Genomic DNA, 22,471 nt, shown 5'->3' with positions numbered 1-22,471 from the left:
CCGGGTCAGCTCCAGGGGATCATGCGCGCCCAGCGGCCGTCGGACCCGCGCTCCAGCTTCTCCAGGCCCTTCACCGCGCTGCGGTTCAGCCGCCCGTAGATGTGCGGGAAGAGCACTTCCGGCGCCACCCCGAGCGGCCGGTCACCGCTGGGCGCCTCCCAACGGACCATCGGCTCCACCTCGTCCGGGTCGATCAGCAGGGCCATCAGCGGATCCGGCGCCCTGACGAAGAACAGGTTCGCGATGGCCAGCGTGGTGGGCTCATCCGGCGAGCAGTGGATGAACCCGTCCGTCAGCAACGAGGTGGCGCTGTACGGGCGGCCGGGATCGCGGAGCCAGTCGTCCAGCGGAGCGAGGTGCAGGATCATAGCTCAGTTGTACCGGAACGCCCGGCCCCGCGGACGCTGCGACGTCCTGGGTTGCCAGGGCCTGTACGGCCGACCTAGGGCCTCTCTTACGGATCTTGCCGGGCGCGCGACGCCGGGCATCCCGCCTGGACGCACCGGCGAATCATCCAAGTACGACCCAGTACGAGGACGATCCGCCGGCCCGCCCAGCCGGGCGCCGTGGGGGCACCTCCCGGCCGAAGGCTGGGGGAGCCGCACGCTGATCCGACAAGATCCGTAAGAGAGGCCCTAGCCGGTGGTCAGCCCCGCCACCTTGGCCGAAGCCGTCACCTCGTAGACCAGGGTGACGGTCCGTCGGGCGCTCGGCGGCAGGGACAGGTCCCAGCGCACCACGCCCTCGGCGTCCACCTCGGTCGGCGGCGGGTCGCAGGCTTCCTTGCGCAGCCGGACCTCGACCGCCGAGACCTCGGAGACCGGGATCCGCTCGCGCAGGGTGAGCCCTTGCGCGCCCTGCTCGCCCGGAGCGGAGAGCCGGGAGACGTGCACCCGTACGGTGCGGGTCAGCACCGTGCGCTGGCCCAGTCCCGGCAGGCCGGAAGTGCCCTGGGACTCCTCGAACTCCCGGATCAGCCGGATGTCGTCCGCGCCGGGGAAGGCCAGCTCGGCGGCGGCACCGGCGGCGGTGAAGCGCAGCTCGCCCCGGCCGACGAAGCCACTGCCGCGCACCAGCTCGACCGGGCCGGCCAGCAGCGGGTGCGCGGCCGGGTTGCGGAACGTCACCACCTCGCTGACCAGCGGCGACAGTTCGGGCGCGGCGACCCGCTCGGCCTGGCCCGGCACGGTGAAGCCGGCCAGCGGGACGCGGTGCGCGCGGCCGTCGCCCGGCAGGTCGGCCGGGTCGGCCGCGGTGAGCACCCTGACCTCGCCGCCGTCGTCCACGCCCGGCAGCTCGCCGGTCTGCCCGCCAGGCCCGGCGCCCGGTGCGCTGTCGGGACCGAGGGTGCTGATCTCCTCCTCGCGCAGCTCCACCTCGACGGTGCGCCGCTCCTCGCCGCTCAGCTCCCGCAGCGTCAGCCGGTCTTCGTGCAGTTGTGGCGGATCGCCGGCCAGCGCCGAGCGGGCGGTGGACAGGGTTAGCCGCACGCCGGACCAGTCCTCGCCGGTGGCCTGCCAGACCATCGCGTCCGACTCCAGCCGCAGCCGGCCGTCGGCGAACACCGCCCGGTAGGCGGGGCGCCAGAGCGCGCAGGGCGTCAGGTGGCGGACCGTCAGGTTGGCCGGGCCGGCCCGCTCGGCCAGCACCGTGAGGTCGAGGTGGGCGGTGAGCTCCGGGGGCTCGGCCTCGGCGGCCGTCAGCGCGTCCAGCGCCGCGTGCCGCTGCCGGGTCAGCTCGGCCAGCTCCGCCCGCAGCGCCCGTAGCCGCTCGGCGTGGGTGTCCTGCTCGGCCGCCACCCGGTCCAGCTCGCGCGCCCAGCGGACCGGTTCGGCCTCGCCGAGACCGGTGCCCTCGCCGATCTCGCGCAGCAGGTCGGCGGCCAGCTGGTCGAGCAGTGCCAGCCGTGCGGTCAGCCGCTGCACCTGCTGCTCGCCGGTGCGCAGCGCCGTCTCCAGCTCGTGCAGCCGGTGCCGTAGCGGCGAGTCGTCGGCGCCGGGCGGGTCGGCCGAGCGCGGGGTCCAGTCCCGGGTGACCCGGGCGGCGAGCACCTGGACGGCGCCCTGGGCGGCGGCCAGCTCGGTGCGCAGCGTGTGGTCGACGGCGAGCGGACTGATCGGGCCCAGCCGCAGCCGCTGCGGGCCCGCCGTGAGGCTGAGGGCGGCGGTGCGCTCGACGTGGGCGCGGTCCTCCAGGCAGGTGACGGCCATGACTGGTAGCGGAGTCGGGAGGGGAGTGGTGGACGTCATGGTGCTCAGCTCCTTCGGTTGCCGCCGGTCAGGGCCTTGCCGGCCGGGATGCGGATCTCGTAGCCGCCGGTCAGCTCGGTCCGGCCGTTCGGCGCGAGCTCGACCCGCCACAGCCGGGTGCCCCGGGGATGGAGCCGGTCCGAGGCGTCCGGTGCCGACCAGGCCGGTGTGCCGGGACGGTCCTCGATCTTGATGTCGCGATCGCCGGTCACCGGGATCCGCTCGCGGATCTCGACCGTGACCGGGTGGGCCAGCCGGTTGGCCAGCTCCAGCTGGATCCGCTCGGTCACCACCGTGGTGGAGCCGCGCAGCCCGGCGGTGGACTCCTGGGTCTCGGTCCTGCGGGTCACCCGCACGCTCTCCGCCACGCCCAGGCCGATGCGCCGGGTGGCACCGGGGGCGAGCGTGGGCAGCGCGGTGCCGAGCAGGAACGCGTCGTCCACCGTCACCTCCAGCGGCCCGGCGAGCAGGGCCCGCTCGGAGGCGTTGCCGAGCAGCAGGGTCGCGTAGACGGACTGCTCGACGGCGGGCACGCAGACGTACTCCGGGCGCAGGGTCACCGGCAGCTCGCCGAGGCCGACGGTGTGCCAGGCACCGTCGGAGGGCAGGTCGACCCTGGACTCGGCGTCGAAGCGCTGGTCGAAGGAGCCGGCCGACCGGCGGGGCGAGACGGCGTGCGGCGGTGGGACCGCGCCGGGCAAGGCGCCGCGCGGCACGGCGGAGGCCGGGGCGCCGGGGTGCAGGCGGCCGCGCCGGCTGGGCCGGTCGGCGGGGCCGGCCAGCGTGAGGTGGGCGTAGTCGAGCAACTCGGCGCCGGGGTGCGGGGGTTGCGGCGGGGATGGGGGCGGGAGCTGGGGCGCGAAGGCGGGCGACTGCGGCAGCGCGGCGCCCAGGGATCGCATGACCTGCTGGGGCGGGGGTGCGCCGGGGGACGCGGGCATCGGCGGCGGGCCGCCGGGGGCGGGGGCGCCCGCGGACGGCGCGGCGCCATAGCTGGCAGCGGCTGGGGCGGCGGCGCGCCGGTGCCTCGGGGCCATGGCGGGCGTCGGCGCGGGTGCGGCGGCCCCCGGCAGGACGTCGCTGTCGGGGCTGAAGGCGGCAGCGGCGGCAGCGGCGACCGGTCGGGGCGGCTGCCCGGCGCCGTCGTAGTCGGCGAACAGCTCGCCCAGCCCGCGCGGGGGCTCGCGCCAGCCCGACGGTGCGGGCGCCGGCTGGCGCCGGCCGATCCGGATCGAACGCAGCTCGGGTGGCTCGGCCGGGCGTTGCAGGTCGGCCGTGGAGAGGGTGAGCCGGACGTCCGTCCAGTCCTCGCCGGTGTGCTGGGCGACGGCCGCGCGCAGGGTCAGGGTGCCGCTGCCCGCGCCCTGACGGTGGCTCAGCTGGTAGGTCGGCAACCAGCGGGCGCCGGTGACCCGGTACTCCAGTTCGACGGTGATCGGCTCGGTGGGCAGCGGCCGCTCGGGGTCGTCCGGGGTCAGGGTGACCAGCGCGAGCAGGCTGGTCCCGACCGGCGTGCCCGGCTCGGCGGTGGAGGCGGTGGCCAGCCGGGTGGCGATCAGCTCGCGCTCGCGAACGGCGTGCCGCAGCCGCTCGCCCGCCTGCTCGGCTTCGGCGTGCAGGGTGCTGAGCCGCTCCTCGAGGAAGTCGGCGAGGGTGAGCAGCGCGTCGGCGGGCACCCGGTGGTGCGGGTCGCCCGCATGGCGCTTGGGCGGGACGGGCCGCAGCTCGACGGTCTGGGCGATCCTTGCCGCCAGCTGTCGCTGCCGCAGCCGCAGTGCGGCCTCGGCCTGTTCGGCCTCGGCGAGCTGCCGGTGCAGCTCGGGCAGCTGCTCCGGGCTGGTCAGCCGCGCCTCGGCGGCCGGGCGGACCTCGGTGACCCGCCAGCCGGCCGGGCCGCCCGGCAGGCCGGCGCGCAGCGAGCCCGGCTCCAGCGTGGGCGGCAGGCCGGTGAGACGTAGCCGGACCGGACCCGGGCCGGCGGGGTCGGCCGCCGGCGTGCCGTGCGCCACCCGGCGGCAGACGGCGCCCTCGGCGTGCACCGCCACGGAGTCCAGCGTGGTGGGCCAGGTCGGTGGGGGTGTTGACGTGGCGTCAGCCGGCTGATCCGTCATCGTGCTCCTCTTCGCGCGCCGCCTCGGTGGCCCATCGGGGGCCCAGTCTGCCCGCCCCGGTGACCACTGTCGCGGGTTTTCCCCGGCCCGGCGGGGCGGCGGCGCGGTGGGTGCGGGAGGATATGGGGGCACCCGCGGCACCCGCACCCCGGAACGCCGGAGGCTGTGGGGCACCCGCACCCCGGAACGCAGGAGAGCAGCAGCACCATGCGCACTGTCGCCGTCGTCGGCACCGGTCTGATCGGCACCTCCGCCGCGCTCGCGCTGACCGGACGGGGGATCACGGTGTATCTCTCCGACGCCGACCCCGACGCCGCCCGCACCGCCGCCTCGCTCGGCGCCGGGACCACCGAGGAGCCGCCGGGACCGGTGGACCTGGCGATCGTGGCCGTCCCGCCCGCGCTGGTCGGCAAGGTGCTGGCCGACTGCCAGCGGCGCGAGCTGGCCCGCTGCTACACCGACGTGGCCAGCGTGAAGGCCGGCCCGCGCGCCGAGATCGCGGCGCTGGGCTGTGACACCGTCCGCTACATCGGCGGCCACCCGATGGCGGGTCGCGAGCAGTCCGGCCCGCTGGCCGCCCGCGCGGACCTGTTCGAGGGCCGGCCCTGGGTGCTCACCCCCACGCCCGACACCGCGACCGAGACGCTCAACGCGGCGCTGGAGCTGGTCGCGCTCTGCGGCGCGATGCCGGTGGTGATGGAGGCCGCCGCGCACGACCGCGCCGTCGCGCTGGTCTCGCACACCCCGCAACTGCTCTCCTCGCTGGTCGCCGCCCGGCTGGAGCACGCCGACGACGCCGCCGTGCGCCTGGCCGGGCAGGGCGTGCGCGACGTGACCCGGATCGCCGCCTCGGACCCCCGGATGTGGCTGGACATCCTCGCCGCCAACGCCGGGATGGTCGCCGACATCCTGGAGGAGCTCGCCACCGACCTGGGCACCACGGTCGCCGCGCTGCGGGCGCTGGAGACCGGTGACGAGGCCGGGCGGCGCTCGGGCACCGCCGACATCGAGGCGGTGATGCGCCGCGGCAACCACGGCCAGGCCCGGATCCCCGGCAAGCACGGCGCTCCGCCCACCCGCTACGAGACCGTGGTGGTGGCGATCGGCGACCAGCCCGGCGAGCTGGGCCGGCTGTTCCGCGAGGCGGCCAGGGCCGGGGTCAACATCGAGGACGTGGCGATCGACCACTCGGCCGGCCGCCGGATCGGCCTGGTGCAGCTCCAGGTGGAACCGGACGCGGTGCGGCGGCTGGAGAGCGCGCTGAGCGACCGCGGCTGGGACCTGCGGGACTGACGGCTGGGAGGCGCGGGCCTGGCGGCGGGCGGGCTGAGCGGGCCCGGGCGGGAGCGGAGCCGGTCGGGCGACTGGCGGCGGTCGTCTAACCTTGAGGTATCTCCCCCGGGTGTACGAGTAGAGAGGTTCCCCCGTGGACACTGCCGACCGAGCGCATGCCCCGGTCGTCGTCGCCATCGACGGACCCTCCGGCTCCGGCAAGTCGACCGTCTCCCGCGCGGTGGCGGCCCGGCTGGGCCTCAGCTTTCTCGACACCGGCGCCATGTACCGGGCGATGACCTGGTGGATGCTGGCCAACGAGGTGGACGTGACGGACGCGGACGCGGTCGCCATCGCCTGCGCCAAGCCCGTGATCGTCTCCGGTACCGACGCCGGCGGCCCGACCATCACGGTCGACGGCCAGGACGTCTCCGGGCCGATCCGCGGCCCCGAGGTGACGGCGCAGGTCAGCGCGGTGGCCGCGGTTCCGCAGGTGCGGGCCCGGCTGGTGGAGCTGCAGCGCGGCTGCGCCGAGCTGGCCCCGCGCGGCATCGTCGCCGAGGGCCGTGACATGGGCACCGTGGTCTTCCCCGGCGCCACCGCCAAGATCTTCCTGACCGCCTCCGAGACCGCCCGCGCCGAGCGACGGGCGGCCGAGCTGCGGGCCAAGGGCGTCGACGAGGCGACCATCGCCGCGATGGCGGCCGACCTGGGCCGCCGCGACGCCGCCGACTCCTCGCGGGCCACCGCCCCGCTGGCCCAGGCGCCGGACGCCGTCCTGGTGGACACCAGCGAGCTGACGCTCCAGCAGGTGATCGACACGATCGCGGAGTTGGTGGAGCAGCGGGCCGGGCACCTGACGGCTGCCTGATGACGGCTGTCTGAGCCCCGCCCAGATGTGATTTTTTCGCGCTGCCCGGCCGTTCGCGCCCGGGCAGGTACGCACGGCGCCCCGAGCTTCGGGACGCCGGGAAACGGAACAGACGAGAATGAGCAACGAGCACCTCGCCGGTCACGGTGAGCTGGACGATTCCGAGTACGCCGAGTTCATGGCCCTGGCCGAGGGCGAGGGCTTCGAGGACGGGGACCTCGACCTGGAGAACGGCGGGCACGTGCCGCTGCCGGTGCTGGCCGTGGTCGGCCGCCCGAATGTCGGCAAGTCGACCCTGGTCAACCGGTTCATCGGCCGCCGTGAGGCCGTCGTCGAGGACAAGCCCGGCGTCACCCGCGACCGGGTGAGCTACGAGGCGACCTGGAACGGCCGCCGGTTCAAGGTGGTCGACACCGGTGGCTGGGAGATCGACGTCCTCGGCATCGACGCCATGGTCGCCGCACAGGCCGAGCTGGGCATCGAGACCGCGGATGCGGTGCTCTTCGTGGTGGACGCCACGGTCGGCGCCACCGACACCGACGAGGCGCTGATCAAGCTGATCCGCCGGGCCGGCAAGCCGACCGTGCTCTGCGCCAACAAGGTCGACGGCCCCGCGACCGAGGCCGAGGCCGCCTACCTCTGGTCGCTCGGCCTCGGTGAGCCCTACCCCGTCTCCGGGCTGCACGGCCGCGGCTCCGGCGACCTGCTGGACGCCGTGATGGCCGCGCTGCCCGAGGCCCCGCCGCAGACCTTCGGCACCACGGTCGGCGGCCCCCGCCGGGTCGCGCTGATCGGCCGGCCCAACGTCGGCAAGTCGAGCCTGCTCAACAAGGTGGCCGGCGAGGACCGGGTGGTCGTCAACGAGCTGGCCGGCACCACCCGTGACCCGGTCGACGAGCTGATCGAACTGGGCGGCAAGACCTGGAAGTTCATCGACACCGCCGGTATCCGCCGCCGGGTCCACCTGACCTCCGGCGCCGACTTCTACGCCTCGCTGCGCACCTCCGCCGCGCTGGACAAGGCCGAGGTCGCGGTCATCCTGATCGACTCCAGTGAGCCGCTCGCGGAGCAGGACACCCGGATCATCTCGATGGCCGTCGAGGCCGGACGCGCCGTCGTCGTCGCCTACAACAAGTGGGACCAGATGGACGAGGAGCGCCGCTACTACCTGGAGCGGGAGATCGAGCAGGATCTCGTCCAGGTGCAGTGGGCGCCCCGGGTCAACGTCTCGGCGCTGACCGGCCGGCACATGGAGAAGCTGGTCCCGGCGATCGAGACCGCGCTGGCCGGCTGGGAGACCCGGATCACGACCGCCAGGCTGAACGCCTTCCTCGGTGAGCTGGTCGCCGCCCACCCGCACCCGATCCGCGGCGGCAAGCAGCCGCGCATCCTCTTCGGGACCCAGGCCGGGGCCAAGCCGCCGCGGTTCGTGCTGTTCGCCTCCGGATTCCTGGAGGCCGGCTACCGACGGTTCGTCGAGCGGCGGCTGCGTGAGGAGTTCGGGTTCGTGGGGACGCCGATCTCGATCTCGGTGCGGGTGCGCGAGAAGCGCAAGCGCAAGTAGTGAGTAGGAGCGGCAGGTGACAGCAGAGCGGTCCGGTGGCGGGGAGCCACCGGACCGCTCTGCTGTTGCCGACCGGCGGCGTGTCAGCTGCGGCCCGGGGGCAGCGAGAGCAGGTTGCCGCGGTGACGGCCCGGGGTGGCCGGGCCGGGCGCTGCCGGGGCCGGGGCGGTCGGGGTGAGGTAGCCGGCGGCCACCCAGCCCTGGCCGGTGGTCGACGGCTGCTGCGGGTGGGGGTAGGGGGACGCCTGGTACGGGTGCTGTGCGGCGGGCTGGTGGGGTGCGTGTTGCTGGTGCGCCGGTTGCTGCGATGGCTGCTGCTGCGGCACGTGCTGGGCGGGCACGAACTGCGGCGCCCCCGTGAGCTGGCCCGGGTAGCCGGTGAAGGCAGGGTGCTGCGGCACCGCCCCGTACCCGTCGCGGTAGCTGTCGCCCCCGGCGCTGCCTCCAGCGCTACCCCCGCCGCTGCCCCCGAACGGGCGCTCGCGGATGGCGAAGCCGGTGAACCGCATGTCCTCCTCGCCAGCGCGGTCGCCGGGCAGCGCGCGGAAGAGGCGGCGGTACTCGGAGTACAGCTCGTCGTAGATCGGCGTGGGGGTGGGGGCGATCGGATGCTCTCCGTCGTACGACGGCCTCATTGCCGGGATCCCTCGGGTGGCGGTGGTCTGGCGGAAGGCTGAGGTCACGTCGTAGCTGTACACGCAGGGCCCAACGAGCCAGCCGGGCTGGGGATGCGGGTCGCAGCGCACCGGGGTGGCGCGGTGGGGCGTCGGGTGGGTGTGTGGCGGTCGGCGTGCGGGTGCCCCGCGCCCCGCGCGCCGGTGGGGCGGCGGGACGGCGGGACGGGAGCGGCGGGACAGGACGGGGCGGGACGCTCGGGATATCGGGGTGGCTCAGGTGCCGGCCAGCGGAAGGGCGGCGGCGACCAGCAGGCCCTGCGCGGCCGCCCGGTCGAGGGCGGCCCGCAGCAGGTCCTCGCGGGGCTGGCGGCCGATCGTGCCGGCCGGCGCGGCATACATGATCACCTCGGACCGCCGGGCCGCCGCGAGCCGCCACGCGTCGGTGACGGCGAGCGGTGAATGCGCCTGCCACCAAGCGCTGTTGCCGATCGCGGACGGTTGCAGGATCGAGTGCAGCCGCCCCATCGCCACCAGCACCGACCAGCCCGCCAACCGGGCCGGCGGCTTGTCCACGTCCACGATCGGGGTGAAGCCGTGCTCGGCGAGCAGCGGGAGGAACTCGTCCGCTCCGGTCACCTGACCAGGCCGGCCGACCGGGCCGGTCGGCTCGACCACGATGGCGGCGTGCCCGGTGTCTCCGCAGAGCACCAGGCCGCAGGTGACGCCCAGGACCGCCGGGTCGCCCGGGGCCGGCACCCGGGCAGCCGGGTCGGCCGGGCGCGCGGGTGCGTCGAGCGTCGAGTCGGGTACGGGCGCCGCGTCGGGCACGGGCGCCGGGGGTGCCGGCTGAGCGGCGTGGGTGGGGGTGAGAGGAAGGCCGAGGGCGTCGACCGGGTACCCGGGGTCGCCCGGGTATCCGGCCTGCCCGGCGCCGGGGTATCCGGCCCGGGTGGGGAACCCGCTGCCCTGGGCCTGGCTGATGCTGCGGACCGCGCCCAGCAACTGCTCCTCGGAGACCGGGACGACCTGGGAGGGGATGCACCGCGCGTGCGCGAACGCCAGCACCGCGGTCTCGTCGCCGACGAAGAGCACGGTGCTGGTCGACTCGTGCAGTGAGTCGCCCGGCGTTCGACAGGACGTGCAGTCATAGGTGTCAGGGGCGTGGGCCCCGCCGAGCAGACGGTCGGCCTCGTCGTCGCCGATCTCGGCGCGGACCTCGTCGCTGACCTCGAGCATGCGCGGCAACAGGACTCCTCGGGTGTCGTCGGCTGGACGCCGTTCTCCTTGACCGGGCGGTGCGGTGGCCCCGGTGCGGCGCGGGCGGGCCCGGCCGCCATTACCAACGGGCTGCTGTGGTCGGAGTCACGGGTTGGGGGTCGGAGTGTCGCTTTTTTCCTCCGCGCCGACTGCGAATGGTGTCGATGCGATCACAATCTGTCGATGATGTGCGCAGGCTCACAGGCGGTGAAATGTGACCGGCGCCACGTGCACAGAAGGTTTGAGTCGCTCAAAACCTATCAAAACGGACATTTGATCATTCAAGTACTTGATCGTTACTTCGGGTAACACCTGGCTGACCTGGGGGAATCCTGGGCGGATCTTGAACCGGTTGATTCCGGACACTTCCGACCCCTAGCTTCGTCCCCGGTGCAACGAGCACCACCCGGGTTCACCCCCAGCGCACCCCACCGGGTGCCCGCCGTCCGACGGCTCGAACAAGTCGGCGGCGCGTGGGAGTAGCCGGGGCGGCGCGGTACGTCGGACACGTACTCGGCCGCCCAAGGACGCGGCACGCGAACTTCGGCCCGCAGGGGTCTGGTTCCGCACGCCCGCCCGGGGCTGTCGAGAGGGATTCCATGACTTTCCGTAACGAGAACGCCGCTGCCACCACCACGGCCACCAAGCGCAACCGCGTTCGGCTGGCCGTCCTGGGCGCCACCGCTGTGGCGGTCGTCCCGGTGGCGGGCCTCGTCACGGCCTCCACGGCCTCTGCCGCCTCCACCTCGACCTGGGAGGCCGTCGCCCAGTGCGAGAGCACCGGCAACTGGAGCATCAACACCGGTAACGGCTTCTACGGCGGCCTGCAGTTCACCTCCTCCACCTGGGCCGCCTTCGGTGGCACCCAGTACGCGCCGCAGGCCAACCAGGCCACCGAGGCCCAGCAGATCTCGGTCGCCGAGAAGGTGCTGGCCGCTCAGGGCCCCGGCGCCTGGCCCGTCTGCTCGGTGAAGGCCGGCCTGACCGCCGGTGGCGCCCCCGCCGCCGTCAACCCCGCTCCGGCCCCGGCTGCCCCCGCCGCCCAGACCCCGGCGCCGGCCGCCAAGGCCCCCGTGCAGCAGCAGGCCCCGGTGCAGCAGGCCCCCGCCCCGAAGGCCCCCGCGCAGAAGCAGGCCCCGGTGCAGCAGGCCCCGGCCCAGCCCTCGAAGCCGGCCGCCAAGACCTACGACTCCGCGACCACCGGTGGCAGCTACACCGTCAAGAGCGGTGACACGCTGAGCGACATCGCCGCCGCGCACGGCACCAACTGGCAGTCGCTGTACCAGAAGAACGTTCAGGTCATCGGCGGCGACGCCAACCTGATCCTGCCTGGCCAGGTGCTCTCGTTCTGAGGTCGCTGATGCGCTGACGCATCGCGTCGCTGTCATCTCGCGCTGCTGTGCTGTGGACCGCCGTCCCCGTTGGGGGCGGCGGTCGACGGCGTTTCGCGCCGGCCGGGTGCCGGGCCGGTGGCGGCGCTCCGATGGCGTAGCGGGGAGCGGGCCCGGTCGCGGGTGGGGGAGCGGCTCGTGGACAGTCGGAGGATGCGTGGAATCAAGCCTCGAATAGCCGGGCTGCTCTGCGGCGCCGCGCTCGCGCTGGCCGGCAGTCCGGCCCCGGGACCCGGGGGTGACGCCGGAGCCGGCTCCGGTCGGACCGGTGGCCCCGGCCCGGTTTCTGTCCCCGTCTCCGTCCCCGTCGCCGATGCGACCTGGGATCAGGTCGCCGACTGCGAGAGCGACGGTGACTGGGCCGCCGACACCGGCAACGGCTACTACGGCGGCCTGCAGATCTGGCCACCGACCTGGCGGGAGGCGGGGGGCCTGCGCTACGCGAGCCGACCGGACCGGGCCGGCCGGCGACAGCAGATCACGGTGGCTCAGGAGATTCTGCGTCAGCAGGGTTGGCAGGCCTGGGCCGAGTGTGCGCGTGAGGTGGGTTTGCTGCCGTGAGCCGGATCGGTCCGGGCTGGCGGATCGCTCTCGTCCGAGGGATCGGTCCGCTCTGAGGTATCGGTCCGGCCTGGCAGGTGGGAGTGGCAAGCTGGTGGGATGGAATCGGGCACCGGTGCGGACATCGTCGTGGTGGGCAGCGTCAACCTCGACCGAGTGATCGAGGTCGCGGTGCTCCCCGCGCCGGGCGAGACCGTTCAGGGCGGTCCGATCATCCGACTCGGCGGTGGCAAGGGTGCCAACCAGGCCGTCGCTGCGGCCCGGCTCGGCCGGTCCGTCGCCTTCGTCGGCGCAGTCGGGACGGACGCGGACAGCGCCGGGCTGCGCCGCGAGCTGGCTGCCGAGGGGATCGACGTCAGCCGGCTCGCCGCCGTGGACGGACCGCCCGGTCACGCCGTCGTCCTGGTCGACCGGCAGGCCGAGAACTGCGTGGTGGTCTCGCCCGGCGCCAACGCCGGACTCGACGCCGAGGCGGTGCACGCCGCCGGCGCGCTGCTGGAGTCGGCCGCGGTCGTGCTCGCCCAGCTGGAGATCCCGATGGCGCCCGTGCTGGCCGCCGCTCGGCTGGCGCGCGGCGTGTTCGTCCTCAACCCGGCGCCGGTGCCCGTGCCCGGTCTGCCTGCCGAGCTCTGGCCGCTGGTCGACGTGCTGGTGCCCAACCGGACGGAGCTGGCCCGGCTCTGCGGCGTCCCCGACAGCGCGGTGCGCGACGCCGCCGAGGTGGCGCGGCTGGCCGCCGGACTGCCCTGCGCCCGCGTGGTGGTCACGCTGGGCGCCGACGGTGCGTTGGTCCGCGAGGGCGAGCGGTGCGAGCTGGTCGCCGCGCCGACGGTGCGCGCCGTCGACACCACCGGCGCCGGGGACACCTTCTGCGGCGCGTTGGCGGTCGGCCTGGCGGAGGGCCTGCCCCTGGTCGCGGCGGCCCGGTTCGCCGTCCGAGCCGCCGCGCTGAGCGTCGAGCGGACCGGTGCCAGGACGGCGATGCCGACCCGCGCGCGACTGTCGGGGGAAGGTGTGCTCGGTGACCAGTGAGCTGTTCGGGCGGGCGCGGGCCGAGCTCGCACCCGGAGCCGTGCTGCTGCCCGACTGGTTGACGCCGGCCGAGCAACGCGAGCTGGTCGCCGCCTGCCGCGACTGGGCTCGCCCGCCGGCCGGGCTGCGCACCGTCCGGCTGCCCGGTGGCGCCGAGATGTCGGTCCGTCAGGTCTGCCTCGGCTGGCACTGGGGCGTGGTGGCCCGCTGCCCCAGCTGCGGCTCCGCGCGCAAGGCGGCCGAGGGCTGCGGCGATCACTGGTTCCCCTACGCCTACACCCGTCGGGCGCAGGACGGCGACGGCGCTCCCGTCAAGCCGTTCTCCACGCTGCTCGACGCCCTCGCACGGCGCGCCGTCGCGGCGGCGTACGGCGAGGGTGGTGCCGTGGTGGCGGGCGTCGTCGGATACGCGCCGGACGTCGCGTTGATCAACCACTACCCCGCTGGTGCGCGGATGGGCCTGCACCAGGACCGCGAGGAGCGGGTCGACGCCCCGGTGGTCTCGCTCTCGCTCGGCGACTCCGGCGTCTTCCGGCTCGGCAACAGCCGGACCCGCACCCGGCCGTGGACCGACGTCGAGCTGCGCAGCGGTGACCTGCTGGTGTTCGGCGGCCCCGCGCGGTACGCCTACCACGGTGTGCTGCGCACCCTGCCCGGCAGCGTCGACCCGGAGCTGCGGCTGGGTGAGCCGGGGCCGCCGATGACCGGGCGGCTCAACATAACGGTGCGGCAGTCCGGGCTGAGTGCAGAGGGCTGAGCGCTCAGCGTTTTCGCCGTGGGAGGCGGGCGGTGGGCCGCCACGGTCGGTCGCCGTACCTTCCGGTACCGTCAGCGGCGCCGACCGGTGGGAATTCCCGAGCGGCCAGCAGACTTCCAGCTAGACAGCAGCGGTATGCCGCCGGCCCCTCCGGCGTGCCCGTTGGAGAGGACGCACACCATGGGAACGCCAGTCGACCAGCTAGTCGACCTGCTGGATCTCGAGCAGATCGAGCTCAACATCTTCCGGGGCCGCAGCCCTGAGGAGTCGCTGCAGCGGACCTTCGGCGGGCAGGTGGCCGGCCAGGCGCTGGTCGCCGCGGGCCGTACCGTCGCGGCCGACCGCGCGGTGCACTCGCTGCACGCGTACTTCCTACGCCCCGGCGTTCCCGGCGTCCCGATCGTCTACCAGGTCGACCGGATCCGGGACGGCCGTTCGTTCACCACGCGCCGGGTCCTCGGCATCCAGCAGGGCCGAAGCATCTTCGCGCTGACCGCCGACTTCCACGTCGCCGAGCCCGGCGGCATCGAGCACCAGGAGACGATGCCCGCCGTCCCCGGTCCCGAAGAGCTGCCCAGTGCCCTGGAGGAGGTCGGCGCCCGGCTCGGCGAGCTGCCGCCGTTCATCAGCCGCCGCCAGCCGTTCGACATCCGCTACGTCGAGCGGCTGCGCTGGACCCAGGAGGAGCTGGCCGGCGTGCAGCCGCGCAGCGGCGTCTGGCTGCGCACCAACGGCTCCCTGCCGGACGACCCGCTGATCCACGTCTGCGCACTGACCTACGCCAGTGACATGACCCTGCTGGACTCGGTCCGGGCCCCCGTCGAGCCGCTCTGGGGCCGGCGCAACTTCGACATGGCCTCGCTCGACCACGCGATGTGGTTCCACCGTCCGTTCCGTGCCGACGAGTGGCTGCTGTACCAGCAGGAGTCGCCGATCGCGCACGGCGCCCGAGGCCTGGCGCGCGGTCAGATCTTCGACCGGAGCGGGCAGTTGGTCGTGTCGGTGGTGCAGGAGGGGCTCTTCCGGCCGCTGCGGGAGAGCTGACAGAGTCCCATCCGTACCTGCTACGGGTAGTCGAGCAGTCGAGCATTCGAGGAGAGCGGCTCATGACGACGACCGACGCCGAGGATTGGCAGCGCTGGACCGAGGCCCGCACGGCGTCCGTGAGCGCCCCGCACGGCATGCTCGCGCTCATCGGCACCCATTGGCTCGACGCCGAGCCGGTCGAGATACCCGGCGTCCCCGGCCGCTGGTCAGTGGCCGGGGCGGGTGTACGGGTGGTTGCCACCGCCGGCGAGGGGCTGCGGGCCGGTGCGGCCGAGCAGCCGGTGACCGGCGAGCTGGTGCTGCGCCCCGACACGCACGACGACGCCGAGGTGGTGCGGCACGGGGACAAGCTGCTGGTCCCGATCGAGCGTGACGGCGAGTTCGCGCTGCGCGTCTTCGACCCCGACTCCGAGGGCCGCGCGCACTTCGCCGCAATCGCCAGCTACCCCTACGCGCCCGAGTGGTCCGTGCCGGCCGTCTTCACCCCCTTCGAGACCGGCGACCGTGCGGTGACCGTCCCGAGCGCCGACGGCCGCGACCGCCCGCTCGCCGTCGCCGGCGAGATCGCCTTCCACCTGGCCGGCGAGCCGTACACGCTGACCGTGAGCCGGGCCGCGGACCGGCTGAGCGGTGTGATCGCCGACGCGAGCAGCGGGCAGGACACCTACCGCTTCCGCTTCATCACCCTGCCCGCACCGGCCGCCGACGGCCGCACGGTGCTGGACCTGAACCGCGCGTACCTGCCGCCGTGCGCCTTCGCGGAGCACTTCATCTGCCCGTTCCCGCCGCCCGGCAACCGGCTGCCGATCGCGGTCCGGGCCGGGGAGAAGGCGGTGCTGCGGGGCTGAGCGCGGGCGACCCGGGCCACCCCGCCTCCGATGCGCGGGGGAGCGGGGGCGACGATAGGTCGCTGTGTCGACCAATCATCCCACCTCTTCCTCTTCCCGTTCCCCTTCCCCACCGGAGACCGAGCCCTGCGCCGCCCCGCCGGACGGCTCGTCCACCCGGCTGCGCCGCCTGCTCCGCGGTGCCGTCGCCGACCTCACCCCGCTGCGCGCGAGCGCCGACTACCGGCGGATCTGGTTCGGCCAGTCCGTCTCCTCGATCGGCCAGCAGATGACCGCCGTCGCGGTCTCGGTCCAGGTCTACGCCCTCACCGGCTCCACCTTCGCCACCGGCGCGGTGGGCCTGTGCTCGCTGATCCCGCTGGTCGCCTTCGGCCTGTACGGCGGCGCGATCGCCGACACCGTGGACCGCCGAAAGCTCGGCCTGCTCGGCTCCGCCGGCCTGGCCGCCGTCTCCGCCCTGCTGGCCGCCCAGGCGCTGCTCGGCCTGCGCCAGGTCGCTCTGCTCTATATAGCGGTGGCGCTGCAAGGCGCGTTCTTCGCCGTCTCCTCGCCGGCCCGCTCTTCGATGATCCCGCGCCTGCTCCCCGCCGAGCAGTTGCCCGCTGCCAACGCGCTCGCCACGGTCAGCATGAACCTGGGCATGACGGTCGGCCCGATGCTGGGCGGCCTGCTGATCGGCGCCTACGGCAGCCAGGCCGCGTACCTGGTCGACACCGTCGCCTTCACCGCCACCCTGTACGCGATGTGGCGGCTGCCGGCGATGCGCCCGGGAGGCGCGCAGGCCGTCCAGCCCGGCCGACGCGCCTCCGTGCTGGACGGCCTGCGCTTCCTGCGCGAGCAGCCCAACCTGCGCACCAGCTTCCTGGCCGACCTGGCCGCGATGATCTTCGGCCTGCCGCGCTCGCTCTTCCCGGCGCTCGCGGTCGGCTTCTACGGCGGCCACGCCGGCACCGTCGGCCTGCTCGTCGCCGCCCCGGCGGTCGGCGCGCTCACCGGCGCCCTCTTCTCCGGCTGGATCGCCCGGGTGCACCGGCACGGCGTGGCCGTCCTCGCCGCCGTCACCGCCTGGGGCCTGTCCATCGCCGCCTTCGGCCTCACCTCGGGCCACCTCTGGCTGGGCCTCGCCCTGCTCGCCGTCGCCGGCTGCGCCGACACGGTCAGCATGATCTTCCGCAACACGATGATGCAGGTCGCCGCCCCCGACGAGATGCGTGGCCGGCTCCAGGGCATCTTCATCGTGGTCGTCGCCGGCGGCCCCCGCCTGGGCGACTTCGAATCCGGCACCGTAGCCGCCCTCACCACCCCCACCATCTCGGTGATCTCCGGCGGCCTCGCCTGCGTCGCCGCCATCCTCCTCCTCGCAGCCCGTCGCCCCACCTTCCTCCGCTACGACGCCCGCCACCCCACCCCGTGAGCGGCGACCGCCCTCACCGCCCCCCCACCAGCACCGGCACCAGCCACGTGACCTGCACGGAAAGCTGGCAGCGAGCACCCCCCGCCGTGCTGTATTGTTTTCCACGTCGCCGGGACACCGGGGACAAGGTCGAGAAGCCAAGCCCGAGGGCGCGGCAGCGAGACCACGGGACGTGGCGCAGCTTGGTAGCGCACTTGACTGGGGGTCAAGGGGTCGCAGGTTCAAATCCTGTCGTCCCGACTTGCATCACTGCAGGTCAGAGGCCGTTTCCGCTGGATGGCGGAGACGGCCTTCGTGGTTGGTGGTCGCAGTGTGGTCGTGAACGCTCGTTCACGTCGCGCTCCGGAGGGCACTACCTGCACTCGGGAGCGTCTCAGGGTGGCTGGGTCCTCCTTCGCTGGCGAGTTGAGCGCAGCTGACAGGCCGTTCGGACGCGGTTCGGCGTCGGAGTGACGTTGATTTTTCTGTGGGCGGGCATGCCTGTGAGACCCGCGGCATCCGTTTGTGGGCGGTTGCTTGAGTGGACGTCAGCTGTGGACCGGCTGCCCGGTGTTCTGTGACCCCTGGCGTGGGACGTGGCTGTAGCGCCGTCAGGCGGCGTGGCTGAAGAGAGGGTTCGGTGCCGGGCCGCTGAGGGCGAGGACGTCAACGCCGCGCGCGCGGGCTTCGACGAGGCAGAGCCTGGCTTCGATGGTGTGGACCGCGGCCATCGCCACTTCCCAGGTCAGGTGGCTGTAGATGTTCGCGGTGGGACGCATTCCGCCCGTCGCCAGACGATGCGTCGCCCGGATCGGCACCCCGCCAGGACGGCGAGGTCAGTCGCTCCCGACGGTCTTCACCTGGCACCCTCGGCCCCTGGTGTGGATCCCAATCAGGCTGGCGGAGAGGTTGCAGGTATGCGGCATGCGTCAGTGCGTTGGGCGCTCATCCCATGCCGGGAGCGACTGGGTGCTCAGCTTGGAAGGCCAGCCTGCGTTCGGCGTCTTGCGCGATGTGGTCGAGAACATCGTCGAGTGCCACGAACGCTTCCCAGGGCTGTTGGTGGCCAGCCTCGGCGAGGCGCTCGATCATTAGTTGTTCGAGATCGGTGACGCGCTTGCCCTTCCAGACCTTGTCGGCGACGCTCACCAGCAGGTCCTCGGCGCTGATGCCGGCGGCGCTCCACGATGCGTGGTTGCGGGCGAAGCGGGCGAGTTCCTCGGTGCCCCCCCGGACGGCGTGCCGGTCGAAGTCGAGCCGGGGGTAGCGCTGTTCGGCCCAATCGACCAGTTGGTGGGCGACGTCGTGGACGGCCCGGCGATGGCCTCTACACTATGAGGGGAAGGTCATCTACCGGACCACGGAGGTCCGTGACGGCCTGACCCGCACTAGTCACACCGCCTCGACGACCTGCGGACTCACATGATCACCGGGGTCTTGGAACGCCCTTGCGTCCAGAACTCCCTGAGCAACTCGTTCACCACCTGATGGCGGTCCTGGTGCGGGTAGTGGTCCGTACCGGCGACCCGCACCGCGTCGGCTCCGATCCGCTCCGCGATGAACTGGCCAGTGGCCGCGATGGCGTCGCCCACGAACTCCCGGTAGGGCTGTGCGGCGGTCTCCCAGGTGCCGTTGACCACGAGCTTCGGCCAGGTCGCTGCGGCCAGCGGCGCGAGCGTGATCTGCGCGTCCCAGCAGGGCCGTTCATCCATCGACGTCCGTGTGGCCCGGATCCTGCGCGGGGTGAGCTCCGGGCAGGGCAGTCCGTACGGCTCGGTCGACATCCGCAGGTAGTCCTCCGGGCTCACCGGCTCGCGCTCCGCGCCGACGGTCGCCCGGAGCCGGTCCAACGCGGCGGCCACGACCGGGTGTTCCTCCGCCACCCGGAGGGCCGACGGCTCGATCAGCGCCAACGAACGGACCGCCTCGGGCTTGCGCGCAGCGGCGATCATCGCGACGACGCCGCCATAGGAGTACCCGACCAGGTGAGCGCTCGCGCCCAGCAGCTCGACGACGTCGTCAGCGTCCACCTCGTAGTCGCTGCGCTCGATGTCAGGACTGTCCCCGAAGCCGCGCCGGTCCATGACGTCGAGCCGGAAGGCATCGGCCAGCGGACGCTGGGCAGCGAAGCAGTCCGTCCCCCAGGTCATCGTGCCGTGCACCAGCAGCACCCGGGGCGCGTCCGATCCCGAGTCGTTCCACACCGTCACGTGAACAGCTTCGTGTCCCATGGACTCACCCTAGCGGCCGTCCGAGCGCATGCGCAGGTGATGATCCGGTGCACAGGCCAACGCCGGCCGAACCGCCGGCCATCGTGCGCAGCGAATGCCAGATCGATGGCAATGCGATGCGCCTGGTTCGACAGAGTACGTAGGCATGACGGAGCTTCTCTACGACCCGGGGTTCAGCAGCGGCACTCTCGTGGAACTGTTCCGCGAGACGGTGACGCACCACCAGGACCTGGCCGCTGTCAGCGACCGGCGACAGACCCTGACCTACCGCGACCTGGACGAGCGGTCCGACGCGGTGGCCGACCTGCTGCAGGGCCGCGGGCTGGGATCCGAGGACCGGGTGGTCCTGTACCTCCCCCGCTCGGCGGACCTGGTCGTCGGGCTGCTGGGAATCCTGAAGTCAGGAGCCGCCTATGTGGCCGTGGACACCGGGTACCCGGACTCCCGGCGCGACCTGATGCTGCGGGAGAGCGGCGCCAAGGCCGTGCTGACCGATTCCGCCGGTGCCGACCGGCTGCCGGCCGGACTCGATGCGGAGATCCTTGAGTGGACGGCTCCGGGCATGGCGGCACCGCCCGCGTCCTCGCCCGCCGAACCAGGCTCCGCTGCCAGCGTGCTCTTCACCTCGGGCTCGTCCGGCACGCCCAAGGCGATCGTGCTCGAACACCGCAACCTCGTTTCGTTCGCCAGGAATCCGGCCCTTCCCGCTCCGCTGGCGGGAGAACGTGTCGGGCAGATCTCCAACGTGTCCTTCGACGCCTTCCACTTCGAGGTGTGGTGCAGCCTGGCGCAGGGCGCCGAGATCGTCGTTCTGCCTCCCGCCGCCGATCTCCTGGCCACCGGGCTGGGAGCGGAGCTGCGCCGACAGCGCATCAGCGTGCTGCTGGTGCCGACCGCCTTCGCCAACACGATGATGCGGGAGGACCCGACATCGTTCTCTTCCCTGCGCATCCTGCACACCGGCGGCGACGTCCTCTCCCCGGCCTCCTGCCGGGCCCTGCTGGAGAGCGGCTTCTCCGGCTCGCTGTTCAACCTCTACGGCCCCTCGGAGGCGACCACCGCCTGCGTGTTCCATCGGGTGGACCACGTGGACCCGGGCGACACGACCGTCCCCATCGGCCGTCCGCTGGCCGGCGCGGCGGCCCACGTCCTCGACGACGAGCAGCGCCCCGTCAGGCCCGGTGAGGTCGGCGAACTGCACGTCTCGGGGCTCGGAGTCGCGCGTGGCTACGCCAACAACGCGGAGCTCACCAAGGAGAAGTTCCGGCCCGACCAGGCCACGAGTGGTGGATACCGGATGTACGCCACCGGTGATCTCGTCCGACAACGACCTGACGGCAACCTCGAATTCGTCGGCCGGGTGGACGATCAGGTCAAGGTGCGCGGCTACCGGGTCGAGCCGGGGGAGGTCGAGCGCCTGCTCCAGCGACACCCGCGCGTGACGGACGTCGCGGTGCTGTCGGCCGGTGAAGGCGATGCCCGGCACCTCATCGCCTTCGTGGTCCACGAAGACGCCTTGTGCTCCGAAGACCTGCGCTTCCTCGCCGCCGAGGAACTTCCCGACTACATGGTTCCGTCCCGGTTCGTGAGGATTCCGGCGATTCCGGTGAACGACCACGGCAAGCGCGACCGTGCCGCGCTGATCGAGCTGGCCAGCCATGCCGAGCGCGGGCAGCCGGCCCCCGCCCCGACCCGGCCGGGAACGCAGCGCTTCCTGGCCGACCTGTGGTGCGAGCTGCTGGGCGTGACCATGGTCAGTGCGAGCGACGACTTCTTCACCCTGGGCGGGAACTCGCTCTCGGCGTTCAACATCGTGCGGCGGGTACAGCAGGACCTCGGCGCCTCCGTCGGCTTCCGGTGCATCCTGGACAACCCGGTCCTCGAAGATCTTGCTGCCGCAATCGACACCGCGCTCGCCGACGACCCGGGCCACCCGGCCGAGAACCCGGGGACGGCCGGCTGAGTCGGCTCCGGCTTCACGGCGTGTCGTCCCCGTGCGCTGCTGACGGCACGTCGAAGCTCTGGTCGAACGGGGCGACCTTTCTCAAGTCGCCTCGTCCGACCGGAGCTTCGACGTGTCCGTGACGGCCTGTCGAGGGACGGCCGCCCCGGTGGGCCTGGAGGAGCACGCTCAGCGACTGAGCTCCAGCTGCAGGGCCGTGTCATCGGCCAGCTTCGCGAGGACGGTCTCCGCGGAATCCCGGAGATAGAAATGCCCGCCGGGAAGGACGTGCACGGTGCAGTGGCCGGAGGTCGTCTCCCTCCAGGTCGCCAGTTCCTCGGGCGTCACGTATTCGTCGTCGGCGCCACCGAACACGGTGACCGGGCAGTCGAGCGAACGGGCCGCTGCGATGGGAAGCGACTCGACCACGGAGAAGTCCTGGCGAATGGCGGGCAGCAGCAGTTGCAAGTACTCCTGGGCCTCCAGGAGTGCTTTCGGAATTCCGCCGTAGCTGGACAGCGAGTGGATCAGCTCGCGGTCAGGGAGTGTCGAGACCGCGGTGCGCCGGTAGGGCAGCGTGGGCGAATGGAATGCCGACACGAAGAGGTGGATCGGGCCCGGGCGCCCGCGGCGGGCGGCATTCCTGGCGACCTGGAAGGCCACTGCGGCGCCCATGCTGTGACCGAAAAGGGCATAGGGCCGGTCGTCGCTCTCGACGATCCGGTCGAGCAGGGCATCGGCTATCTCGTCGGCTGACCCGAGCGCCGACTCGTCGAAACGCGACTCACGGCCCGGCAGTTGGACCGGGCAGACCTCGATGAAGTCGGCGACCGCGCGGGCCCACGGCCAGTAGGTCGACGCCCCACCGCCGGCGTGCGGCAAGCAGTACAACCGGACACGGGCCTGCGGTCGCTCGACGGGAAGCGTGAGCCATTTCGACGAGGATCGTGATCGCATGGGCTCCTCCTGATTCCACGGCTCCAGGGCAGCCGTACTATTCTCGCTCGCCGATCGGCGACAAATGCACAGTAAGGCAGCAGGGGCCTCGGATGGCAGTGCCGACGGCCTGGAAAGCCCGCATATGGGGAGATGATGGCGGTTCAATGGTCCGGCGGTGGACCGAGTCCCCATGCTGATGAGGGTCAGTGCCGCAATCCCAGGAAAGCGCATAATCAGCGAAGAACTCCGATGCGCCTGACCGCGCTCATTCCTGCCGCGCTCTGCCGTGGTCCGGTCGGCGTCGCCCGGGCCGTCCGTTGAAGGCGATGTCCCGTACCGGGCCGTAGCGATGTCATGCCGGAGCAGCGGCTGAGCGCCGAGCAGACCAT

At 73.1% G+C, this 22,471-nt stretch carries 20 protein-coding genes and 1 tRNA gene; 12 read left to right on the top strand and 9 right to left on the bottom strand.

Translation table 11 applies throughout. From position 1 onward, the window contains the following. Window positions 1-5 precede the first annotated feature (5 nt). The 3 genes from P3T41_RS16520 to P3T41_RS16510 all read right to left on the bottom strand — a co-directional run bounded on the left by P3T41_RS16520 (window position 6) and on the right by P3T41_RS16510 (window position 4,360). On the bottom strand, window positions 6-368 hold the full coding sequence (locus P3T41_RS16520) for a DUF952 domain-containing protein (RefSeq protein WP_280690609.1): 363 nt from the start codon (window positions 366-368) through the stop codon (window positions 6-8). A 267-nt stretch (window positions 369-635) separates the two neighbouring features. Next, window positions 636-2,249, bottom strand: a complete 1,614-nt coding sequence (locus P3T41_RS16515) for a DUF4139 domain-containing protein (RefSeq protein WP_280690608.1) — start codon at window positions 2,247-2,249, stop codon at window positions 636-638. Between the two features lie 5 nt (window positions 2,250-2,254). Further along, entirely contained in the window at window positions 2,255-4,360 is a 2,106-nt protein-coding gene (locus tag P3T41_RS16510; protein ID WP_280690607.1) for a DUF4139 domain-containing protein, read from the bottom strand. A gap of 165 nt (window positions 4,361-4,525) precedes the next feature. Here P3T41_RS16510 and P3T41_RS16505 point away from each other — a divergent pair, with 165 nt between their 5' ends. The 3 genes from P3T41_RS16505 (at window position 4,526) to der (ending at window position 8,067) form a co-directional block, all read left to right on the top strand. Next, a complete protein-coding gene (locus P3T41_RS16505; protein WP_280690606.1) occupies window positions 4,526-5,653 on the top strand; it encodes a prephenate dehydrogenase in 1,128 nt (375 codons plus the stop codon). A gap of 133 nt (window positions 5,654-5,786) precedes the next feature. Then, complete coding sequence (gene cmk, locus P3T41_RS16500) at window positions 5,787-6,503, top strand: (d)CMP kinase (protein ID WP_280690605.1); 717 nt, start codon at window positions 5,787-5,789, stop codon at window positions 6,501-6,503. A 118-nt stretch (window positions 6,504-6,621) separates the two neighbouring features. Beyond that, window positions 6,622-8,067, top strand: coding sequence for a ribosome biogenesis GTPase Der (der, locus tag P3T41_RS16495; protein WP_280690604.1), 1,446 nt, complete (start codon window positions 6,622-6,624; stop codon window positions 8,065-8,067). A gap of 83 nt (window positions 8,068-8,150) precedes the next feature. Here the strand turns inward: der and P3T41_RS16490 are convergent, their stop codons facing one another. Together P3T41_RS16490 and P3T41_RS16485 are read right to left on the bottom strand one after the other, a co-directional pair. Further along, window positions 8,151-8,702, bottom strand: coding sequence for a hypothetical protein (locus P3T41_RS16490; protein WP_280690643.1), 552 nt, complete (start codon window positions 8,700-8,702; stop codon window positions 8,151-8,153). A gap of 255 nt (window positions 8,703-8,957) precedes the next feature. Continuing rightward, window positions 8,958-9,929, bottom strand: a complete 972-nt coding sequence (locus tag P3T41_RS16485; RefSeq protein WP_280690603.1) for a hypothetical protein — start codon at window positions 9,927-9,929, stop codon at window positions 8,958-8,960. Between the two features lie 611 nt (window positions 9,930-10,540). Between P3T41_RS16485 and P3T41_RS16480 the strand changes: the two genes are divergently transcribed. The 8 genes from P3T41_RS16480 to P3T41_RS16445 all read left to right on the top strand — a co-directional run bounded on the left by P3T41_RS16480 (window position 10,541) and on the right by P3T41_RS16445 (window position 17,231). Further along, window positions 10,541-11,293 (top strand): transglycosylase family protein, encoded by a 753-nt coding sequence (locus P3T41_RS16480; protein WP_280690602.1) that lies wholly within the window; start codon window positions 10,541-10,543, stop codon window positions 11,291-11,293. Window positions 11,294-11,485: 192 nt separating this feature from the next. Next, a complete protein-coding gene (locus tag P3T41_RS16475) occupies window positions 11,486-11,893 on the top strand; it encodes a transglycosylase family protein (RefSeq protein ID WP_280690601.1) in 408 nt (135 codons plus the stop codon). Window positions 11,894-11,992: 99 nt separating this feature from the next. After that, the gene (locus tag P3T41_RS16470) at window positions 11,993-12,925 is read left to right on the top strand and encodes a ribokinase (RefSeq protein WP_280690600.1); all 933 of its coding nucleotides are present in this window, start codon (window positions 11,993-11,995) and stop codon (window positions 12,923-12,925) included. Continuing rightward, window positions 12,915-13,682 (top strand): alpha-ketoglutarate-dependent dioxygenase AlkB, encoded by a 768-nt coding sequence (locus P3T41_RS16465; RefSeq protein ID WP_280690599.1) that lies wholly within the window; start codon window positions 12,915-12,917, stop codon window positions 13,680-13,682. The genes P3T41_RS16470 and P3T41_RS16465 overlap by 11 nt, the downstream gene beginning before the upstream one ends. A gap of 180 nt (window positions 13,683-13,862) precedes the next feature. Beyond that, window positions 13,863-14,726 carry an acyl-CoA thioesterase II gene (locus P3T41_RS16460; RefSeq protein ID WP_280690598.1) on the top strand — a complete coding sequence of 288 codons (864 nt, stop codon included), beginning with the start codon at window positions 13,863-13,865 and terminating at the stop codon, window positions 14,724-14,726. Window positions 14,727-14,788: 62 nt separating this feature from the next. Then, window positions 14,789-15,577, top strand: a complete 789-nt coding sequence (locus tag P3T41_RS16455; protein ID WP_280690597.1) for a DUF1684 domain-containing protein — start codon at window positions 14,789-14,791, stop codon at window positions 15,575-15,577. A gap of 160 nt (window positions 15,578-15,737) precedes the next feature. Continuing rightward, window positions 15,738-16,991, top strand: coding sequence for an MFS transporter (locus P3T41_RS16450; RefSeq protein ID WP_280690636.1), 1,254 nt, complete (start codon window positions 15,738-15,740; stop codon window positions 16,989-16,991). 166 nt (window positions 16,992-17,157) lie between these two features. Beyond that, a tRNA-Pro gene (locus P3T41_RS16445) sits at window positions 17,158-17,231 on the top strand. Window positions 17,232-17,581: 350 nt separating this feature from the next. Here P3T41_RS16445 and P3T41_RS16440 read toward each other — a convergent pair. The 3 genes from P3T41_RS16440 to P3T41_RS16430 form a co-directional block, all read right to left on the bottom strand. Then, on the bottom strand, window positions 17,582-17,788 hold the full coding sequence (locus P3T41_RS16440) for a hypothetical protein (RefSeq protein WP_280690596.1): 207 nt from the start codon (window positions 17,786-17,788) through the stop codon (window positions 17,582-17,584). Window positions 17,789-17,915: 127 nt separating this feature from the next. After that, the gene (locus P3T41_RS16435; RefSeq protein WP_280690595.1) at window positions 17,916-18,119 is read right to left on the bottom strand and encodes a hypothetical protein; all 204 of its coding nucleotides are present in this window, start codon (window positions 18,117-18,119) and stop codon (window positions 17,916-17,918) included. A 269-nt stretch (window positions 18,120-18,388) separates the two neighbouring features. Further along, window positions 18,389-19,201: an alpha/beta hydrolase gene (locus tag P3T41_RS16430; protein ID WP_280690594.1), complete on the bottom strand. Its 813-nt coding sequence runs from the start codon at window positions 19,199-19,201 to the stop codon at window positions 18,389-18,391. A gap of 145 nt (window positions 19,202-19,346) precedes the next feature. Between P3T41_RS16430 and P3T41_RS16425 the strand changes: the two genes are divergently transcribed. Then, window positions 19,347-21,164 (top strand): non-ribosomal peptide synthetase, encoded by a 1,818-nt coding sequence (locus P3T41_RS16425; RefSeq protein ID WP_280690593.1) that lies wholly within the window; start codon window positions 19,347-19,349, stop codon window positions 21,162-21,164. A gap of 168 nt (window positions 21,165-21,332) precedes the next feature. Here the strand turns inward: P3T41_RS16425 and P3T41_RS16420 are convergent, their stop codons facing one another. Beyond that, window positions 21,333-22,100 (bottom strand): alpha/beta fold hydrolase, encoded by a 768-nt coding sequence (locus tag P3T41_RS16420; RefSeq protein WP_280690592.1) that lies wholly within the window; start codon window positions 22,098-22,100, stop codon window positions 21,333-21,335. Window positions 22,101-22,471: the final 371 nt, after the last annotated feature.

The sequence above is a fragment of the Kitasatospora sp. GAS204B genome, from assembly GCF_029892155.1.
GTDB lineage: Bacteria > Actinomycetota > Actinomycetes > Streptomycetales > Streptomycetaceae > Kitasatospora.
The sequence above is the reverse complement of the archived record's forward strand: the minus strand, read 5'-3'. Positions and strand labels throughout refer to the sequence as shown.

What these genes read in the sequence shown, in the direction of transcription:
- der (WP_280690604.1), top strand. Translation starts at nt 6,622, where the DNA reads ATGAGCAACGAGCACCTCGCCGGTCACGGTGAGCTGGACGATTCCGAG.
- P3T41_RS16430 (WP_280690594.1), bottom strand. Translation starts at nt 19,201, where the DNA reads ATGGGACACGAAGCTGTTCACGTGACGGTGTGGAACGACTCGGGATCG.
- P3T41_RS16515 (WP_280690608.1), bottom strand. Translation starts at nt 2,249, where the DNA reads ATGACGTCCACCACTCCCCTCCCGACTCCGCTACCAGTCATGGCCGTC.
- P3T41_RS16480 (WP_280690602.1), top strand. Translation starts at nt 10,541, where the DNA reads ATGACTTTCCGTAACGAGAACGCCGCTGCCACCACCACGGCCACCAAG.
- P3T41_RS16520 (WP_280690609.1), bottom strand. Translation starts at nt 368, where the DNA reads ATGATCCTGCACCTCGCTCCGCTGGACGACTGGCTCCGCGATCCCGGC.
- P3T41_RS16490 (WP_280690643.1), bottom strand. Translation starts at nt 8,702, where the DNA reads ATGAGGCCGTCGTACGACGGAGAGCATCCGATCGCCCCCACCCCCACG.
- P3T41_RS16455 (WP_280690597.1), top strand. Translation starts at nt 14,789, where the DNA reads ATGACGACGACCGACGCCGAGGATTGGCAGCGCTGGACCGAGGCCCGC.
- P3T41_RS16460 (WP_280690598.1), top strand. Translation starts at nt 13,863, where the DNA reads ATGGGAACGCCAGTCGACCAGCTAGTCGACCTGCTGGATCTCGAGCAG.
- P3T41_RS16510 (WP_280690607.1), bottom strand. Translation starts at nt 4,360, where the DNA reads ATGACGGATCAGCCGGCTGACGCCACGTCAACACCCCCACCGACCTGG.
- P3T41_RS16470 (WP_280690600.1), top strand. Translation starts at nt 11,993, where the DNA reads ATGGAATCGGGCACCGGTGCGGACATCGTCGTGGTGGGCAGCGTCAAC.
- P3T41_RS16425 (WP_280690593.1), top strand. Translation starts at nt 19,347, where the DNA reads ATGACGGAGCTTCTCTACGACCCGGGGTTCAGCAGCGGCACTCTCGTG.
- P3T41_RS16420 (WP_280690592.1), bottom strand. Translation starts at nt 22,100, where the DNA reads ATGCGATCACGATCCTCGTCGAAATGGCTCACGCTTCCCGTCGAGCGA.
- P3T41_RS16475 (WP_280690601.1), top strand. Translation starts at nt 11,486, where the DNA reads ATGCGTGGAATCAAGCCTCGAATAGCCGGGCTGCTCTGCGGCGCCGCG.